15 protein-coding genes and 1 tRNA gene are annotated in these 19437 nt (G+C 64.8%); all 16 read right to left on the bottom strand.

The genetic code is table 11. From position 1 onward, the window contains the following. Nucleotides 1-35: 35 nt before the first annotated feature. Nucleotides 36-2678, bottom strand: a complete 2643-nt coding sequence (infB, locus tag O0J15_RS02295; protein ID WP_019660576.1) for a translation initiation factor IF-2 — start codon at nucleotides 2676-2678, stop codon at nucleotides 36-38. 92 nt (nucleotides 2679-2770) lie between these two features. Further along, entirely contained in the window at nucleotides 2771-4282 is a 1512-nt protein-coding gene (gene nusA / locus O0J15_RS02290) for a transcription termination factor NusA (protein ID WP_019660577.1), read from the bottom strand. Between the two features lie 4 nt (nucleotides 4283-4286). Further along, complete coding sequence (gene rimP, locus O0J15_RS02285; RefSeq protein ID WP_019660578.1) at nucleotides 4287-4877, bottom strand: ribosome maturation factor RimP; 591 nt, start codon at nucleotides 4875-4877, stop codon at nucleotides 4287-4289. A 365-nt stretch (nucleotides 4878-5242) separates the two neighbouring features. Beyond that, nucleotides 5243-5319, bottom strand: a tRNA-Met gene (locus O0J15_RS02280). Between the two features lie 127 nt (nucleotides 5320-5446). Beyond that, nucleotides 5447-6907 carry an NADH-quinone oxidoreductase subunit NuoN gene (gene nuoN / locus O0J15_RS02275; protein WP_019660579.1) on the bottom strand — a complete coding sequence of 487 codons (1461 nt, stop codon included), beginning with the start codon at nucleotides 6905-6907 and terminating at the stop codon, nucleotides 5447-5449. 15 nt (nucleotides 6908-6922) lie between these two features. Further along, nucleotides 6923-8431 carry an NADH-quinone oxidoreductase subunit M gene (locus tag O0J15_RS02270; RefSeq protein WP_019660580.1) on the bottom strand — a complete coding sequence of 503 codons (1509 nt, stop codon included), beginning with the start codon at nucleotides 8429-8431 and terminating at the stop codon, nucleotides 6923-6925. Nucleotides 8432-8454: 23 nt separating this feature from the next. After that, nucleotides 8455-10623: an NADH-quinone oxidoreductase subunit L gene (gene nuoL / locus O0J15_RS02265; RefSeq protein ID WP_308305009.1), complete on the bottom strand. Its 2169-nt coding sequence runs from the start codon at nucleotides 10621-10623 to the stop codon at nucleotides 8455-8457. Nucleotides 10624-10630: 7 nt separating this feature from the next. After that, a complete protein-coding gene (gene nuoK / locus O0J15_RS02260; protein ID WP_005417921.1) occupies nucleotides 10631-10936 on the bottom strand; it encodes an NADH-quinone oxidoreductase subunit NuoK in 306 nt (101 codons plus the stop codon). Beyond that, nucleotides 10933-11589, bottom strand: a complete 657-nt coding sequence (locus O0J15_RS02255; RefSeq protein ID WP_019660582.1) for an NADH-quinone oxidoreductase subunit J — start codon at nucleotides 11587-11589, stop codon at nucleotides 10933-10935. Before O0J15_RS02255 ends, nuoK begins: the two co-directional genes overlap by 4 nt. A gap of 9 nt (nucleotides 11590-11598) precedes the next feature. Continuing rightward, entirely contained in the window at nucleotides 11599-12087 is a 489-nt protein-coding gene (nuoI, locus tag O0J15_RS02250; RefSeq protein ID WP_005410456.1) for an NADH-quinone oxidoreductase subunit NuoI, read from the bottom strand. A 4-nt stretch (nucleotides 12088-12091) separates the two neighbouring features. Further along, nucleotides 12092-13186, bottom strand: a complete 1095-nt coding sequence (gene nuoH / locus O0J15_RS02245; RefSeq protein ID WP_021202065.1) for an NADH-quinone oxidoreductase subunit NuoH — start codon at nucleotides 13184-13186, stop codon at nucleotides 12092-12094. Continuing rightward, a complete protein-coding gene (gene nuoG / locus O0J15_RS02240; protein ID WP_134729864.1) occupies nucleotides 13183-15417 on the bottom strand; it encodes an NADH-quinone oxidoreductase subunit NuoG in 2235 nt (744 codons plus the stop codon). The genes nuoH and nuoG overlap by 4 nt, the downstream gene beginning before the upstream one ends. After that, entirely contained in the window at nucleotides 15414-16754 is a 1341-nt protein-coding gene (nuoF, locus tag O0J15_RS02235) for an NADH-quinone oxidoreductase subunit NuoF (RefSeq protein WP_005417934.1), read from the bottom strand. Before nuoF ends, nuoG begins: the two co-directional genes overlap by 4 nt. A gap of 4 nt (nucleotides 16755-16758) precedes the next feature. Next, nucleotides 16759-17286 carry an NADH-quinone oxidoreductase subunit NuoE gene (nuoE, locus tag O0J15_RS02230; RefSeq protein WP_014647867.1) on the bottom strand — a complete coding sequence of 176 codons (528 nt, stop codon included), beginning with the start codon at nucleotides 17284-17286 and terminating at the stop codon, nucleotides 16759-16761. A 97-nt stretch (nucleotides 17287-17383) separates the two neighbouring features. Further along, complete coding sequence (locus O0J15_RS02225) at nucleotides 17384-18691, bottom strand: NADH-quinone oxidoreductase subunit D (protein ID WP_005417935.1); 1308 nt, start codon at nucleotides 18689-18691, stop codon at nucleotides 17384-17386. Next, nucleotides 18688-19437, bottom strand: coding sequence for an NADH-quinone oxidoreductase subunit C (locus O0J15_RS02220; RefSeq protein WP_005410462.1), 750 nt, complete (start codon nucleotides 19435-19437; stop codon nucleotides 18688-18690). Before O0J15_RS02220 ends, O0J15_RS02225 begins: the two co-directional genes overlap by 4 nt.

The following is a 19437-nucleotide window of genomic DNA, read 5'->3' as shown; positions in this document are numbered from 1 at the left end:
TGGGTGCCGACCGTTGGTCGGGCCGCCTTGCAGCATTACAGGGTGCGTGGCACTTCGATACGCTCGAAGCACTCGATCTGGTCACCCGGCTTGACGTCGTTGTAGGCCTTCACCGCGATACCGCATTCGGTACCGTTGCGGACTTCCTCGACGTTCTCCTTGAAGCGACGCAGCGATTCCAGCTCGCCCTCGAAGATCACCACGCTGTCGCGCAGCACGCGAATCGGCTTGTTGCGCTTGACCACGCCCTCGATGACCATCGAGCCGGCAACAGCGCCCAGCTTGGAGCTGCGGAAGACGTCGCGGACCTCGGCGATACCGATGATCTCTTCGCGGATCTCCACGCCCAGCAGGCCGGAGGCCACCTGCTTCACCTGATCGATCACGTCATAGATGATCGAGAAGTAACGCAGGTCCACGCCGTTGGATTCGATGATGCGACGGGCCGAAGCATCCGCACGCACGTTGAAGCCGATGACGGTGGCCTTCGAAGCGGCCGCCGAGTTGGCGTCCGACTCGGTGATGCCGCCCACGCCGGAGTGGATCACGTTGATGCGGATGTCGTCGTTGGACAGCGCGACCAGTGCCTGGCTCAGGGCCTGCACCGAACCCTGCACGTCGGCCTTGATGACCAGGTTGAGGACCTGCTGGCCCTCGCCCTTGCCCAGGGTCGCCATGATGTCTTCCATGCGGCTGCCCGCGGTGGCGACCAGGCGCGATTCACGGCGCTTGGTCTCACGCTGCTGGGCAACGTCCTTGGCCAGCCGCTCGTCCTCGACGACCACGAAGTCGTCACCGGCTTCCGGCACGCCGGACAGGCCCAGGACCTGCACCGGGATGGACGGGCCGGCGAACTCCGGCTGCTTGCCGGTTTCGTCGAACAGCGCACGCACGCGGCCGTACTGGATGCCGCACACCAGGTAGTCGCCCTTCTTCAGGCGACCCTGCTGCACCAGCACGGTGGCGACCGGGCCACGGCCCTTGTCCAGCGACGATTCGATCACCACGCCCGAGGCCCGGCCTTCGTCGACCGCCTTCAGTTCCAGCAGTTCGGCCTGGATCGAGATGGCGTCCAGCAGGTCGTCGATGCCCAGGCCGGTCTTGGCCGAGATCTCCACCATCTGGGTGTCACCACCGAAGTCCTCGGCCACGACCTGCTCGGACAGCAGTTCGTTCTTGACCCGCATCGGGTCGGCGTCGGACTTGTCGATCTTGTTGATCGCCACGATCAGCGGCACACCCGCCGAACGGGCGTGCTGGATCGCTTCCTTGGTCTGCGGCATGACGCCGTCATCGGCAGCAACGACCAGCACCACGATGTCGGTCAGCTTGGCGCCGCGCGCACGCATCGAGGTGAACGCCGCGTGGCCCGGGGTATCCAGGAAGCTGATCACGCCCTTGGGCGTATCCACGTGGTAGGCACCGATGTGCTGGGTGATGCCGCCGGCTTCGCCGGTGGCAACCTTGGTGCGGCGGATGTAATCCAGCAGCGAGGTCTTGCCGTGGTCGACGTGGCCCATGATGGTGACCACCGGCGGACGCTGGGTGGCTTCGCCCTGGTTTTCACCGGCCGAGGCCAGCAGCGCGTCTTCGGCGTCGTTGTCGTTGGCACGGATCGCCTTGTGGCCGAGTTCTTCGGTCACCAGCGCGGCGGTGTCATGGTCGATGGACTGGGTGATGGTGGCCATCACGCCCATCTTGAACAGCGCCTTCACCACCTCGCCACCCTTCAGCGCAAGCTTCTGCGCCAGGTCGGCCACGGTAATGGTGTCGCCGATCGCCACTTCACGCACCACCGGTGCGGTCGGACGTTCGAACGCGTGCGGGCCGGCGTTGTTGCCACCACGCGACATGTCGCGACGGCCACCGGCCTGGTTGCGGCCGCCCGGACGACCACGGGTATTGCTGTTGTTGCTGTTGCCACGACGCGCACGATCGGCCGCAGACAGGTGCATCTGGCCGGCGAAACGATCACCTGGGCCACGCTCGTTGCGCGGCGCGCTGCGGTTGTTGCGGTCGTCGTTGCGCGGCGGCGGCGCACTGCGCGGCGCAGCCGGGGCTGTCGCCGGGGCGCGCGGCGGGCGCGGCGCGGTTTCGTCGATCGGAGCACGCTTGGGCTTGCTGGCAGCCAGCGTCTCGGCCGCCTTGGCGGCAGCCGCAGCTTCCTCGGCGGCCTTCTTCTCGGCCTCGGCGCGTTCCTTGGCGGCGGCCTCTTCCTCGCGGGCACGGACGATGGCTTCGTCGCGCAGACGATCCTTTTCGGCCAGCGCCTGCTGTTCGGCGAGGTTGCGCGCACGCGACTCTTCCAGCTTGCGCAGGATGTCGGCGCGCTCTTCGTCCGGCGTCATGGCGCGAGCACCATCCTTGACGTAGGTACGCTTCTGGCGCACCTCGACATTCACGGTCGTCTTGCTGCGACCGGAACTGACCGTCACTTCCTGCTGTTTCCGGCGGTTGAGCGTGATCTTCTTTGCAGACTGATCCGTCTCTTCCGGGGCCTGCTCGGGCTTGCCGTGCGAACGACGAAGGAAGCCCAGGAGCTTCACCTTCTCGGTACTGGTCACGACCTGGTCGGGACCGCTGAACTTCATGCCGGCACCGGCCAGCTGTTCCAGCAGTTTTTCGACCGGCGTGTTGACCAGTTCGGCAAGCTTGCGGATGGTGGTTTGCTGCGACATTCGGATCCTATGATCTTGTGGGCGCCCCCCCGCATCTGGAGGTGGCGCGGATTCTACGCCCTGAGCGGCTCAGGGCCCTGTTCATTGCCGGCTCATTCGCCGCGTTCCAGTCGGGCGATCTCCTCGGCACGCGCGGCCAGGATCAGCGCCGCAGCGCGCTCCTGGTCCAGCCCTTCAATGCCGAAGTCCATGACCTCGTCGGCGGCCAGGTCGGACAGGTCCTCGCTGGTACGCACGCCGTGGCCGGCCAGCGCATACGCGGTGGCTTCGTCCATGCCCTTCAGGGACAGCAGGTCCTGCGCCGGCTGGCCGTCTTCAAGGCCTTCCTCGACTGCCAGGGCCTCATTGAGCAGCGCATCGCGGGCACGAGCGCGCAGCTCTTCGACGATGTCTTCGTCGAAACCTTCCACGGCCAGCAGTTCGCCGACCGGGACATATGCGATTTCCTCGACGGTGCCGAAGCCTTCGCTGACCAGGATGCCGGCGATCTCTTCGTCCACTTCCAGCTTGTCCATGAACAGCTGGCGTGCGGCGGCCTGCTCGGCCTCCGACTTGGCGGTGACCTGGTCCTGGGTCATCACGTTGAGCTGCCAGCCGGTCAGGCGGCTGGCCAGGCGCACGTTCTGGCCGCCCTTGCCGATCGCCTGGGCGAGACGGTCTTCGGCAACGGCCAGGTCCATCGAGTGCTTGTCTTCATCGACGATGATCGACTGGACTTCGGCCGGCGCCATCGCATTGATGACGAAGTTGGCCGGATTGTCGTTCCACAGCACGATGTCCACGCGCTCGCCGTTGAGCTCGTTGGACACGGCCTGCACGCGCGAACCGCGCATGCCGATGCAGGCACCGATCGGATCGGTGCGCTGGTCGTGGGCCAGCACGGCGATCTTGGCGCGATCGCCCGGATCGCGCGCACAGGCCTTGATTTCCACCAGGCCCTGGCCGACTTCCGGCACTTCCAGCTTGAACAGCTCGATCATGAATTCCGGGGCGGCGCGGCTGATGAACAGCTGCGGACCACGCGGTTCCGAACGGACCTCGGCCAGGTAGCCGCGCACGCGGTCACCGGCGCGCAGCACGTCGCGCGGGATGCCCTTGTCCTTCGGAATGAAGCCTTCGGCGTTGCCACCGAGGTCGACATAGATGTTGCCACGCTCGGCGCGCTTGACCACGCCGGTGATCAACTCACCGACACGATCCTTCCACGCGTCCACGACCTGCTGGCGCTCGGCTTCGCGCACGCGCTGGACGATGACCTGCTTGGCGGCCTGGGCAGCAATGCGGCCGAAGTCCGGGTTCTCGATCTGTTCTTCGATGTAGTCGCCGACCTCGACGCCTTCGGCTTCGTCGACGGCATCCATCAGGCGGATCTGGCGGTCGGGCGACTCCATGACCACATCATCGGCCACCACTTCCCAGCGGCGGAAGGTTTCGTAGCTGCCATCCTTGTGGTCGATGACCACGCGGGTCAGCACTTCCTCGTCGGGATAGCGCTTCTTCGCTGCCGAGGCCAGAGCGGCCTCGATGGCATCGAAGATCACTTCACGCGGCACGCCCTTCTCGTTGGCGACTGCGTCGACTACCAGCAACAGTTCCTTGCTCATTGGCTCACTCCGCGCGCGGCTTCTTTGCCGCCGGCTCGTTGGAAGAAGAATTCGTGTTCGGCTTCGGACGCTTCGGTGCCGGACCGGTCGGCTTGCTCGGGGCCAGCCCCAGCGCCACCCAGTCGGGCATGATCCGTGCCTTGTCGATGTTGTCGGCCGACACCACCACTTCGGCCTTGTCGACGATGAAGGTGATGGTGCCCGCAGCCTCGTCGGTCGCCTCGATACGCCCCTGCAGGCGACGACGGTTGTCCTGCGGCAGCTTCAGCGTGACCTTGGCCGATTCACCCTGGTGGCGAGCGAACTGCTCCAGGTTGAACAACGGGCGATCCACGCCCGGCGAGGACACTTCCAGCGTGTAATTGCCGCTGATCGGGTCTTCGACGTCCAGCTGCGCCGACACTTCGCGGCTGACCCGCTCACAGTCGTCGACATTGATGATGCGCTCGGGCTGTTCAGCCAGTGGCACGTCGATGTAAAGGCGCAGGGTCGCACCGCCGGGGGCCGGCAGATACTCAACGCCCAGCAGCTCCAGGCCCAGCGACACAACGGTCGGGGCGAGCAGATTCGCGATGTCGGTTGCCTTGTCGCTCACAGCCTGCCTTGATCTCTTGGTTGGGTGCCGGCCTTGGCCAGCGTGAAAACATGACGCCCCGGAAACGACAAAGGGCCCGCTGGGCCCCTTTTCCGGAAAGACTCCGGTGACTGGATTCCGGTTGCAACCTGCATTGCCTGCCGGTCGCGGCCCTCCTTCCGGATCCGGACTCCCGCTGGGAGGCCGCCTTCAGGGGTACTGCTAGGCCGCTGATGATAGCGGCTGCACCGCGCTGGTGCAAGGTGCGGGCCTGGGGGCAGCCCCTTTTCCGCACCGGCAGTTCGGGCATGGCTCGACTCTACAGAAACGGGCCAGCCCAAAGAAAAACGCCTTCGAAGGAGGACTTCGAAGGCGATCTCTTTACTTGGTAGCGGGGGCAGGATTTGAACCTGCGACCTTCGGGTTATGAGCCCGACGAGCTGCCAGACTGCTCCACCCCGCACCGGAAGTGTTTGAACTGCTGCCGCGCTCTTTCGATGACGGCTACCGCAACGATGTTCTGGCTGAACCGCTGCAGTGACAACTCAGGCTGCGCATATTACACGAATCGCGCAGCTTTGTGTCAATTTTTATGCAAGATGCGCAAATGCCTGCTGGCACCAGACCATGATCGGGTTCCAGGCAAGGCCCAGCGCCAGCAGTGCCAGCGCGTTCACGCCCAGCACCAGGCCCAGCACGCGGTCGTTACTGCGCGGCATGGCCTCGCCCACCGGCTCATCGAAGTACATGACCTTGATGACGCGCAGGTAGTAGAAGCAGCCCACCACGGCGCACAGCACGCCAAGGATGGCCAGCCACAGCAGGCCGCCGTTGACGGCCGCGCCCAGCACCGCCAGCTTGGTCCAGAACCCCAGGAACGGCGGGATGCCGGCCAGCGACGCCATGATGCACAGCACCAGGCCGGCCATCCACGGATTGCGGGCGTTGAGCCCCTTGAAGTCCTCGATGTTCTCGGCTTCGAAACCGGCGCGCGACAGGGCGATGATCGCACCGAAGGCAGCGGTCGACATGATGGCGTAGGCCAGTGCGTAGAACAGCGCGGCGGCATAGCCCTGCGCGCCGCCACCGGCGATGCCCATCAGCAGGAAGCCGATGTGCGAGACGGTGGAGAACGCCAGCATTCGCTTGAGGTTGCTCTGCGCGATGGCCATCAGGTTGCCGATGACCAGCGAGACTGCGGCCAGGCCGGCAATGAGCAGCTGCAGCTCGGTCGACAGCGGCCCCACGCCCATTTCCAGCAGGCGGTAGGCCATGCCGAAGGCCGCCAGCTTCGGCGCCGAGCTGATGAACAGCGCGATCGGTGCCGGGGCACCCTGGTAGACGTCCGGCAGCCACATGTGGAACGGCGCGGCGCCCAGCTTGAAGGCGACGCCGGCGATCATGAACACCGCACCGGTGATCAGCAGCACGCGCTCTTCCGAGTGCGGGATGGCATCGCGGATGACGTCCAGGTGCAGGCTGCCGGTGGCGCCGTAGATCAGCGACATGCCGTACAGCAGCAGGCCCGAGGCCAGCGAGCCCAGCACGATGTACTTCATCGCCGCTTCCGAGGCCAGGCCGTTTTCACGGTTGCTGGCGACCAGGGCGTAGGAGCACAGCGCCAGCAGCTCCAGGCCCAGGTAGACCATCAGCAGGCTGCCGGCCGAGACCAGGATCATCATGCCGGCGGTACCGAACAGGATCAGCACCGGGATCTCGCCCTGGAACAGGTTGCGGTCACGCAGGTAGCGCCAGCCGTAGATCAGGGTCAGGCCGCTGAGCAGCACGATCCCGGTCTTCATCACGTCCGCGGCGGTATCGCGCACGAACATGCCATGGAAGACCTCCCCCTGCCCGCCCACGCCGGTGGCCAGCATGAACAGCACCACGGCCAGCGCAGCGAGCGCGAACAGGTGGGTGACGATCTTGTTCCGGTTGCTGACGAACAGGTCGAGGATCATCAGGGCGAAGGCGCTGCCGATCAGCACCAGCTCGGGAGCGAGCGGTGGCAGGTCAGCGGCGGTCAATGGCAGCAGCGGCGAGGTGGTCATCATCAAATCCTGGAATTACAGCAGCTTGCTGGATGCGATCTGCATCGCCAGCTTCGCGATCGAGGGCTCCATCAGGTCGGTCAGCGGCTTGGGGTAGATGCCCAGGGCCAGCACGCCGATGGCGAACACGCCCAGCACCAGCCATTCGCGGCCGTTGATGTCCTTCAGTTCGGCCACATGGCTGTTGGCCACTTCGCCGAAGAAGATGCGCTTGTACAGCCACAGGGTGTAGGCGGCGCCGATGATCAGGGTGGTGGCCGCGCCCAGGGCGATCCACGGATTACGCTGGAAGGCCGAGAGGATGACCATGAACTCGCCGACGAAACCGCTGGTACCCGGCAGGCCAGCATTGGCCATGAAGAACAGCATGGCGAAGGTGGCGAACCACGGCATCACGTTGACCACGCCGCCGTAATCGGCGATGCGGCGGCTGTGCATGCGGTCGTACAGCACGCCGACGCAGGAGAACATGGCGCCGGACACGAAGCCGTGCGAGATCATCTGCACCATGGCGCCCTGCAGGCCCAGGCGGGCGGCATCGGCGTTGCCGGCTTCACGCACCAGCCACAGGGCGATGAAGGTGCCGAGGGTGACAAAGCCCATGTGCGCGATCGACGAGTAGGCGATCAGCTTCTTCATGTCGTCCTGCACCAGGGCGACCAGGCCGACATAGATCACTGCGATCAGCGACAACGCGATCACCAGCCAGGCCCATTCCTGCGACGCGTCCGGAACGATCGGCAGGTTGAAGCGCAGGAAGCCGTAGCCACCGATCTTCAGGGCGATCGCGGCCAGGATCACCGAACCGGCGGTCGGCGCTTCCACGTGGGCATCCGGCAGCCAGGTGTGGACCGGGAACATCGGCACCTTGACCGCGAAGGCGATCAGGAAGGCGAAGAAGATCCAGGTCTGTTCCTTGGCCGACAGCGGCAGTGCGTACAGGTCGGCCAGCTGGAAGCTGCCGCCCTTCATGTACAGGTAGATCAGCGCCACCAGCATCAGCACCGAGCCGAGGAAGGTGTACAGGAAGAACTTCAGCGCGGCGTAGATGCGGCGCGGGCCGCCCCAGACACCGATGATCAGGAACATCGGAATCAGCATCGCTTCGAAGAACACGTAGAACAGCATCGCGTCCGTCGCAGCAAAGATGCCCACGGTGACGCCTTCCAGGATAAGGAAGGCCGCCACGTACTGGTTCACGCGCTTGTCGATGGCGCTCCAGGCGCCGATCAGGGCAAGCACGCTGACCAGGGTGGTCAGCAGGATCAGCGCCACGGCAATGCCGTCCACGCCCAGGTTGTAGCCGATCTTGTACGCCGGGATCCAGGCGTGGGTCTCGACGAACTGCAGACCGTCGACGCCCGCGTTGTAGCCGCTCAGCAGCGAGAGGCTCGCCACGAACGTCAGCACCGCTACGCCCAGCGACGCCCAGCGGGCGGTCTGCGCATCACGGATCGCAAGAATCAGGGCACCACCGATGATCGGCAGCCAGATGAGGACACTGAGTAGAGGCCAGTTCGACACGTCTTCTTATTCCGTACAGGTCATCAACGCAGGTAATGCATCAGCACGCCCAGCAGGGCAATCAGGCCGATGATCATCGCGAAGGCGTAGTGATAGAGGAAACCGGATTGGGTACGACGCAGCACGCCGGCTGCGACGTCCACAACACGTGCCGAGAGATTGACCACGCCGTCGACGATGTTGCTGTCGATCCAGCGCGAGACCTTGCCCAGCTTGACGCTGCCACCGGCAAAGCCATCGATCCACAGCTTGTCGAAGCCGTACTTGTTTTCCAGCACCGAAACCAGCGGAGCGAAGGTCTTGCGGGCCTTGCCCGACAGGTCCGGCTTCCACAGGTAGAACAGTGCGGCCAGCAGGAAGCCCGCAACGGTCAGCACGAACGCCGGCGCCATCATGCCGTGCAGCGCGAACGCGACCGGGCCATGGAACTCCTCGCCCAGGAAGCCGATGGTGTTCTTGGCCGGATCGTAGAAGTCCACGATGCCGGTGAAGAACGTATGCGCCTGTCCCTTGATGGCGTCGTGCGCGTGGTGGCCGGCCCAGTCGGTGCCATACAGCATCGGACCGATGCTGAAGAAGCCGATGGCGATCGAAGGGATGGCCAGCAGGATCAGCGGCAGGGTCACCACCCACGGGGTTTCGTGCGGCTCATGAGGACCGTGGCCATGGCCGTGGTCGTCGTGATGCGCATCGCCGTGGTGGGCGTCGGCGGCATGGTGCTCGTCATGGCCATGGCCATGCGCGTGGTCATCATGCGTGTCGCGGAATCGTTCCTTGCCATGGAAGGTCAGGAACAGCAGGCGGAAGCTGTAGAAGCTGGTGACGATCACGCCGCCCAGTACGGCCCAGTAGCTGTAGGTGGCCACCCAGTTGTTGGACAGGTGCGCGTGCAGCTCGGCCGCCTCGATGATGGTGTCCTTCGAGTAGAAGCCGGAGAAGAACGGCGTACCCACCAGCGCCAGGGTACCGATCCACATGGTGATGAAGGTGATCGGCATGTACTTGCGCAGGCCGCCCATCTTGCGCATGTCCTGCTCGTGGTGCATCGCGATGATGACCGAGCCGGCGCCCAGGAACAGCAGGGCCTTGAAGAAGGCGTGGGTCATCAGGTGGAACACGGCGGCCGAATAGGCCGACACGCCCAGTGCAACCGTCATGTAGCCCAGCTGGGACAGCGTGGAATACGCGACGACGCGCTTGATGTCGTTCTGCACGATGCCGATCAGGCCGGTGAAGAACGCGGTGGTGGCACCGATGAACAGCACGAAGTTCAGCGCGGTCTGCGACAGCTCGAACAGCGGTGACATGCGGGTGACCATGAAGATACCGGCTGTCACCATCGTCGCGGCGTGGATCAGTGCCGAGATCGGGGTCGGGCCTTCCATCGAGTCCGGCAGCCACACATGCAGCGGGACCTGGGCCGACTTGCCCATGGCACCAATGAACAGGCAGATGCAGATGACGGTGGCGATCGACCAGATCACCGGCTCGTTCAGCAGCTGCATGCCCAGGATGGTGCCGTCCCAGATCTGCAGCTGGGCGCGCGGGTCAGCCAGCATGCCGGCCTGCGAGAACACCTGCGAGTAGTCCAGGGTGCCGAACACCCACAGCACGCCGGCGATGCCCAGCAGGAAGCCGAAGTCACCGACGCGGTTGACCAGGAACGCCTTCATGTTGGCGAAGATCGCGGTCGGGCGCTTGAACCAGAAGCCGATCAGCAGGTACGACACCAGGCCCACCGCTTCCCAGCCGAAGAACAGCTGCAGGAAATTGTTGCTCATCACCAGGGTGAGCATCGAGAAGGTGAACAGCGAGATGTAGCTGAAGAACCGCTGGTAGCCCGGGTCGTCCTGCATGTAGCCGATCGTGTAGATGTGGACCAGCAGCGACACGAAGGTCACCACTACCATCATCATCGCGGTCAGCTTGTCGACCATGAAGCCGACGTGCGCCGAATACTGGCCGACTTCAAAGAACGTGTAGATGTTCTGGTTGAACGGCTGCGCGCCGCCCCACATCAACTGGTAGAACGTGTACATCGACAGGCCGCAGGCCACCGCGACGCCGAGGATGGTGATGGTCTGCGCGCCGAAGCGCTTGACCTGGCGACCGAACAGGCCGGCGATGATGCTGCCGAACAGCGGTGCGAGCACCACTGCGATCAACAGACTCTTGGAGAGAGTGATTTCCATCTGTGGATCAGCCCTTCAACGAATCGACTTCGCCGACATTGATCGTGCGGCGGGTACGGAACAGGGTCACCAGGATCGCCAGGCCGATGGCGGCTTCCGCGGCGGCGACGGTCAGGATGAAGAACACGAACAGCTGGCCGGACGGATCGCCCAGCTGGCGCGAGAAGCCGACGAAGTTGATGTTCACCGACAGCAGCATCAGTTCGATCGACATCAGCAGGACGATGACGTTCTTCCGGTTGAGGAAGATGCCGGCCAGGCTGATGGCGAACAGCACCGCGCCAAGCGCAAGGATGTGGCCAAGGGTAATCACGGCTGGGTCTCCTCGCCGGTGGCCGGCTTGCTGTTGCTGTGCACGACCGGGGCCTCGGCACCCATCTTGACCATGCGCAGACGCTGGCCGGCCTTGACCATGGTCTGCTCACCCGGGTTCTGGCTCTTGACGCCGGTGCGGCGACGCAGGGTCAGCATCACGGCAGCAACCACGGCCACGGTCAGGATGACGGCGGCGAACTCGAACGGAAGCAGGTACTCGGTGAACAACGTGCGCGCCAGCCAGGTGATGTTGGACGTGTCGGCGGCGACCGCAGCGGCGTTGTCGGCCGGGAACGGCGTGGCCGAACGCGCCTTGACGCCGATCAGGATCAGCATCTGCACCAGCATCGCGACGGCGACGATGAGGCCGACCGGCAGGTAGCGCACCCAGCCCTCACGCAGCTTGGTGGGGTCGATGTCCAGCATCATCACCACGAACAGGAACAGCACCATCACCGCGCCGACGTAGACCAGCACCAGCGCCACACCGAGGAACTCGGCGCCCACCAGCAGCCACACGCAGGCAATGGAGAAGAAGGTCAGCACCAGGCAGAGCACGGCGTGAACCGGGTTGCGCACGCTGATCACCGCACCGGCCGAAACCGTTGCCGCGATGGCGAACACCCAGAAAGCGATATTTACCCAATCCATCTCTCGACCTCAGCGGTAAGCGGCATCGGCGGCACGACGCTCGGCGATCTCGTTTTCGAGACGGTCGCCCAGGGCCAGCAGCTGCGGCTTGGTAACGATGTTTTCGCCACGATTCTCGAAGTGGTACTCGAGGATGTGGGTTTCGACGATCGAGTCCACCGGGCAGCTTTCCTCGCAGAAGCCGCAGAAGATGCACTTGAACAGGTCGATGTCGTAGCGCGTGGTGCGGCGGGTTCCGTCCTCGCGCTTGGCCGAGTCGATGGTGATGGCCAGCGCCGGGCACACCGCTTCGCACAGCTTGCAGGCAATGCAGCGCTCTTCGCCGTTGGGGTAACGGCGCAGCGCGTGCAGGCCACGGAAGCGCGGCGACTGCGGGAACTTCTCCATCGGGTACATCATCGTGTACTTCGGCTTGAAGCTGTACTTCAGCGTCAGCCAGAGGCCCGCCAGCAGTTCGAGCAGCAGCAGGCTCTTGAAGTAATGGGTAATCCTGTTCATCACTTTAGACGCCCTTTTGAATCACGCCGAAGAACACCATGACGGCGGTAACCGCGATCCACAGAATGGCCAGCGGGATGAAGACCTTCCAGCCCAGGCGCATGATCTGGTCGTAGCGGAAGCGCGGGAAGCTGGCACGGAACCAGATGTAGGCACTGGCGAAGAAGAACACCTTGACGAACAACCACGGTGCACCGCCCTTCCAGATCCAGTCGACCAGCGGCGAGACATTGCCGAAATCGACCCAGCCCTGGACCGGGCTCAGCCAGCCGCCGAGGAAGAAGATCGAGATCAGGAAGCTGATCAGGATCATGTTCGCGTATTCGGCCAGGAAGAACAGGGCGAACGCGCCGCCGGAGTACTCGACCATGTGGCCGGCGACGATTTCCGATTCGCCTTCCACCACGTCGAACGGCGCGCGGTTGGTTTCAGCCACGCCCGACACCCAGTAGATGACGAACAGCGGGAACAAAGGCAGCAGGAACCAGTCGAAGAAGCCGGAACTGCCGGCCTGCGCCATCACGATGTTGCTCAGGTTCAGGCTGCCCGAGGCGATCATCACGCCGACCAGGGCAAAGCCCATGGCGATTTCGTAGCTGATCATCTGTGCCGAGGCGCGCATCGCACCCAGGAACGCGTACTTCGAGTTGGACGCCCAGCCGGCCAGGATGATGCCGTAGATGCCCAGCGAGGTCATCGCCAGCAGGTACAGCAGGCCGGCGTTGGCGTTGGACAGCACGATCTGCGAATCGAAGGGGACCACCGACCAGGCCGCGAAGGCCGGGGCCAGGGTGATCAGCGGGGCCAGCAGGTAGATCGCCTTGTTGGCGCTGCTCGGCTGGACCACTTCCTTGAACAGCAGCTTGAAGACGTCGGCGAAGGCCTGGAAGATGCCCATGCCCACATACATCGGGCCGTGGCGGACGTGCATCCAGCCGATCAGCTTGCGTTCCCAGACCACGTAGAAGGCCACCGAGATGATCACCGGAACGGCGATCACCAGGATCTTCAGGATGATCCAGATCAGCGCGCCGATGTCACCGAGGCCCAGCAGCCACTGGTGCAGCGGGTCGACCGCGTTCAACAGCAATTCGTTCATGCAGCCACCACCGATACGCGAGCGGCACCCAGCGGCGCGGTCGCGCCGTGGCCCGATTCAATCCAGACCGAACCCGCTGCGACGCGGGCGTCGACCACCACCGGCAGGGTGGCCTTGCCGGCATCGGTGCCGACCTTGGCCATCTGCCCTTCCTGCAGCTGCAGGCGAGCGGCATCTTCAGCGTTCAGCACGATGCGCGGGGCGTTGCTGAGCGGATGCGACTGCAGCGCCGGCGCGCGACGGACCACCGCATCGGTGCGGTAGATCGCGGCGGTCGAAGCCACTTCCAGGCCTTCACCGGCAACCGCCGGCTGTGCCGAAGCGGCAATACTGACCGACACGGGGGCCAGGCTGGCACGCAGTCCGGCCAGGTCGGTGAAGTCGAAACCGGCCAGCGCCATGTCGCCGCCCAGGGCGCGCAGCACGCGCCAGCCTTCACGGGCCTCGCCCGGCAGCTTGCCGCCGGCACGGGCCGACTGCTCGCGACCGTCGAGGTTGGTAAGGGTGGCATCGATTTCCGGCAGCGCACCGATCGGCAGGATCACGTCTGCAACGTCGCGGGTCGAGGCGCAGGCGAAGTGGCTGAACGCCACCACCTGGGCACCCACCAGCGCCTTGCGCGCGGCCGGTGCATCGGCGAAGTCCAGGCCCGGCTCCAGCCCGTACACCACGTAGGCCTGGCGCGGCTGCGCCAGCATCGCGGCGACGTCCTTGCCGGCCGGCAGCACGCCGGCGCGGGTCAGGCCCACGGCGTTGGCGCCCTGCGGGATGCGGCACAGCTTGGCACCGGTCGCTGCGGCGAAGTCACGCGCCGCGGCGCGGATCGCGGCAGCCTGCGGGTGATTCTCGGCGATGCCACCGACGATCAGCACGGTGTTGTTGCCGCCCTGCACTGCCGAACGCAGCTCGCTGCTGGCCAGCGCATCGACGAACTTGGACGGTGCGACGATCTGCTTGCCGGCAATGCTGAAGGCAAAGTCGAAGTCCACCGGATTGATGACGTGGATCTTCGCGCCCTTGGTGGTCTGCGCCTTGCGCAGGCGGGCGTGCAGCAGCGGCAGTTCGTGGCGGATGTTGCTGCCCAGGACGACGATGCGGTCGGCGCCTTCGATCTCGGCCAGCGGCAGGCCGAACACTTCGGCGGTTGCGGCGTCGGAGAAATCGCGGTTGTTGATGCGGTGGTCGATGTTGCCCGAGCCCAGGCCCTTGGCCAGGCGGGCCAGCAGCGCACCCTCCTCGTTCGAGGTCGACGGATGCACCAGCACGCCCAGGTTGTCGCCCTGGTTCGCCTTGAGGATCTCGGCGGCTGCGGCCAGGCCTTCGGCCCAGCTCACTTCCTTCCACTCGCCATTGACCTTGCGCAGCGGCTTGACCGCGCGGTCTTCGCTGTACAGGCCCTGGTGCGAGTAGCGGTCGCGGTCGGACAGCCAGCACTCGTTCACCGCTTCGTTGTCGCGCGGCACGGTGCGCAGCACTTCGCCGCGACGCACGTGCAGGAACAGGTTCGAACCCATCGCGTCGTGGTAGCCCAGCGACTCGCGCGCGGTCAGCTCCCACGGGCGGGCGCGGAACTGGAACACCTTGTTGGTAAGCGCGCCGACCGGGCAGACGTCGACGACGTTGCCCGACAGCTCGGTGGTCAGCGGCTTGCCGTCGAAGGTGCCGATCTGCAGGTTCTCACCGCGGTACATGCCACCCAGTTCGTAGGTACCGGCAACGTCGGCGGTGAAGCGGACGCAGCGGGTGCACTGGATGCAACGGGTCATCTCGGTGGCCACCAGCGGCCCCATGTCCTCGTCCGGCACCACGCGCTTGCGCTCGTTGAAACGGCTGACCGAACGGCCATAGCCCAGCGATACGTCCTGCAGCTCGCACTCGCCGCCCTGATCGCAGATCGGGCAGTCCAGCGGATGGTTGATGAGCAGGAACTCCATCACCGAGCGCTGGAACTTCAGTGCCTTCTCACTGCGGGTGGCGACCTTCATGCCGTCCATCACCGGGGTAGCGCAGGCCGGCGCCGGCTTCGGCGACTTCTCCACGTCCACCAGGCACATGCGGCAGTTGGCGGCGATCGGCAGCTTCTCGTGGTAGCAGAAGCGCGGAATCGGAATGCCGGCCTTGTCGGCCGCCTGGATGATCATCGAACCCTTGGGCACGACCAGCGACTTGCCATCGATCTCGATGGTCACGTGGTCTGGTGGCACGTTCGGGTTTACGGGTTGCGCGCTCATGCGGCGGCTGCCTCCACCTTCTTGCCGTCAACCATCGAATGACCGTTGACGATGTAGTACTCGAATTCGTCCCAGAACTGGCGCAGGAAGCCCTGGATGGGCCATGCAGCCGCTTCACCGAACGCACAGATGGTGTGGCCTTCGATCTGGCCGGCCACCGCCTTCAGCTGGTGCAGGTCTTCCATCGTGGCCTTGCCGGCGACGATGCGCTCCAGCACGCGGTGCATCCAGCCGGTACCTTCACGGCACGGCGTGCACTGGCCGCACGATTCCTTGTGGAAGAACTGGCTGATGCGGCAGGCGAACTTGACGCAGCAGACGCTGTCGTCGAGCACCACGATGGCCCCCGAACCCAGGCCGGAGCCCAGCGCACGGATGGTGTCGTAGTCCATCGGCAGGCCCTTCAGCTCGGCCGCGGTCAGCACCGGCATCGACACGCCGCCCGGAATCGCGCCCTTGAGCTTGCGGCCCGGACGCAGGCCACCGGCCATTTCCAGCAGGTCGTCGAAGGTGGTGCCCAGCGGTACTTCAAAGTTGCCGCCGTTCTGCACGCAGCCGGACACCGAGAAGCACTTCGGGCCGCCGTTGGCGGTCAGGCTCAGGCCCTTGAACCACTCCGGGCCGTTGCGGATGATCGCCGGCACCGAACCGTAGGTTTCGGTGTTGTTGATCGTCGACGGCTTGCCGTAGAGGCCGAAGTTTGCCGGGAACGGCGGCTTGTAGCGCGGCTGGCCCTTCTTGCCTTCCAGCGATTCCATCAGCGCGGTTTCTTCACCGCAGATGTAGGCGCCGGCGCCCAGCGCACCGTAGATGTCGATGTCCACGCCGCTGCCGAGGATGTTCTTGCCCAGCCAGCCGTTCGCATAGGCGTCGGCCAGGGCCTGCTCGAAGTGCTCGAACGGCTCGTGGTGGAATTCACCGCGCAGGTAGTTGTAGCCCACGGTCGAACCAGTGGCGTAGCAGGCGATCGCCATGCCCTCCACCACCGAGTGCGGGTTGTAGCGCAGGATGTCGCGGTCCTTGCAGGTGCCCGGCTCGGATTCGTCCGAGTTGCAGAGGATGTACTTCTGCATGTTGCCCTTGGGCATGAAGGACCACTTCAGGCCGGTCGGGAAGCCTGCGCCACCGCGGCCGCGCAGGCCCGAGGCCTTGACCATCTCGATGACCTGCTCCGGCGGGATCTTCTCTTCGAGGATCTTGCGCAGGGCGGCGTAACCACCGGTCTTCAGGTAGCTTTCGTACGACCACGGGGTGTCGTAATGCAGGGTGGTGTAGACCACCTGGTGCGGCAGCGGCGCGGGGCCGACCGGACCCTTGGATTCGTGGTGATGTGCCATGCCCTTACTCCAGCCCGTCCAGCAGCTCGTCGACCTTTTCCAGGGTCAGACGCTCATGGTAGTGACCGTTGATGACCATCATCGGTGCGCCGCCGCAGCCGGCCAGGCACTCTTCCTCGCGCTTGAGGTAGACGCGGCCATCCGGGGTCGATTCACCGTGCTTGATGCCCAGCTTCTTCTCGCAGTGGCGCACGATGTCTTCGGCGCCATTGAGCCAGCAGCTGATGTTGGTGCAGATGGCCACGTTGTTGCGGCCCACCTTCTCGGTCTCGAACATCGAGTAGAAGCTGGCGACCTCGTAGGCCCAGACCGGCGGCAGGTCCAGGTACTTGGCCACGGCGGCGATCAGCTCGTCGGTCAGCCAGCCCTGGTTCTGCTCCTGGGCCGCATGCAGGCCCTGCAGCACGGCAGAGCGCTTGCGATCCGGCGGGAACTTGGACAGCCAGTGATCGATGTGAGCGCGGGTCTTGTCGCTCAGCACCACCATCGGGTCGACGTCGCGCGCCGCCTCGAAATTACCTGTCGCCTTCATCGGCCGACCTCAGCGAAATGCATAACGTGAAATTCCAGAAACTGCGGCGCCGGCTTGCGCCGGCTGCCTGCAGCGGGCGTTGGCGTAGCGGACGGCATTACCGGTCAACCTCGCCGAACACCAGGTCGTAGGTACCGATCATCGCCACCACGTCGGCCAGCATGTGGCCGCGCACGACCGAATCGATCGAGGACAGGTGGGCGAAGCCCGGCGCGCGCAGGTGCACGCGGAACGGCTTGTTGGCGCCATCGGAGACCAGGTAGCAGCCGAACTCGCCCTTCGGGGCCTCCACCGCCGAGTAGGTCTCGCCGGCCGGTACGCAGTAGCCTTCGCTGAACAGCTTGAAGTGGTGGATCAGCGCTTCCATGTCGTCCTTCATGTCCTCGCGCCTGGGCGGAGCGACCTTGAAGTTCTTCACCATCACCGGGCCCGGGTTGGCCTTCAGCCACGCCACGCACTGCTTGATGATGCGGTTGGATTCGCGCATTTCGGCAACGCGGACCAGGTAGCGGTCGTAGCAGTCACCTTCCTTGCCCAGCGGGATGTCGAAATCGACGGCATCGTACTTGGCGTACGGACGCTTCTTGCGCAGGTCCCAGGCAATGCCCGAGCCGCGCAGCATCACGCCGGTCATGCCCCACTGATGGGCCAGCTCGGGAGTGACCACGCCGATGCCGACGGTACGCTGCTTCCAGATACGGTTGTCGGTCAGCAGGGTTTCGTATTCGTCGATGCGCTTGGGGAACTCGACGGTGAAGTTCTCCAGGAAGTCCAGCAGCGAGCCTTCGCGCGAAGCATTGAGCTGCTTCAGCGCCTTGCCCTTGTGCCAGCGCGATTCCTTGTACTTCGGCATGTGGTCCGGCAGGTCGCGGTAGACACCGCCCGGACGGTAGTACGCCGCGTGCATGCGCGCGCCGGAAACCGCTTCGTAGCAGTCCATCAGCTCTTCGCGTTCGCGGAAGGCGTACAGCATCACCGCCATCGCGCCCAGGTCGAGCGCGTTGGAGCCCAGCCACATCAGGTGGTTGAGGATGCGGGTGATTTCATCGTACATGGTGCGGATGTACTGGGCACGCTCCGGCGCCTCGATGCCCATCAGGGTCTCGATCGCGCGCACGTAGGCGTGCTCGTTGCACATCATCGACACGTAATCCAGGCGATCCATGTAGCCGATCGACTGGTTGAACGGCTTGGACTCGGCCAGCTTTTCGGTACCACGGTGCAGCAGACCCACGTGCGGGTCGGCGCGCATGATGGTTTCACCGTCCATTTCCAGGATCAGGCGCAGCACACCGTGAGCGGCCGGATGCTGCGGGCCGAAGTTCATGGTGTAGTTGCGGATTTCCTGCCGGCTTTCGGCGGCGTTGCTGGCGAACGCTTCGCCAGCCTGGTGTACGTGGCTCACTTCACTGCCTCCTGCGCGCGCTCACCTTCTGCGGTCTGCAGACGGGCGTCGTCGCGGATCACGCGCGGCACGCCGACACGCGGCTCCACCGAGGTGACCGGTTCGTAGATCACGCGCTTCTTTTCTTCGTCGTAGCGGACTTCGACATTGCCGATCAGCGGGAAATCCTTGCGGAACGGATGGCCGACGAAACCGTAGTCGGTCAGGATCCGGCGCAGGTCCGGGTGGCCTTCGAAGATCACGCCGTACAGATCGAACGCTTCGCGCTCGAACCAGTTCAGGCCCGGCCAGATGCCGGTCAGCGAGGACACCACCGGCAGCGCTTCGTCAGGGGCGAAGCAGCGCAGGTGCATCATCAGGTTGTGCTGGTACGAACGCAGCTGGGCGACCACGGCGAAGCGCTGGGTCGGCATGTGCTGCGGGCGGGCACCGTCGGCACCGTTTTCCTCGGTGGGGAACTCGCCCCACGCGAAGCGGCCCTGGGCCTTGCCTTCGACGCCACGGCTGAAGCCCTGCGAGGACACATCGGCGGTGTCCCACTCGTCGGAGCCGTAGCCGAGGTAGTCGACGCCGCACAGATCCACGGCCTGCTCGAAACCAAACTCGTCACGCAGCGCCAGGGCGGTGGCGTGCCACTCGGCGGCAGGCACTTCCAGCGTCACTTCGCCGCGGGGTTCGACCACGATGACCTTCGCACCAGCGAAACGTGCGGACAGTCGGTCGATGAAGGATGCTTGCTCTGCCAT

Origin of the sequence: Stenotrophomonas sp. Sm10 (assembly GCF_030985515.1) — a bacterium.
GTDB classification, from domain to species: Bacteria; Pseudomonadota; Gammaproteobacteria; order Xanthomonadales; family Xanthomonadaceae; genus Stenotrophomonas; species Stenotrophomonas hibiscicola.
Note: the sequence above shows the minus strand (reverse complement) of the source record. Positions and strands in the feature narration are given on the sequence as shown.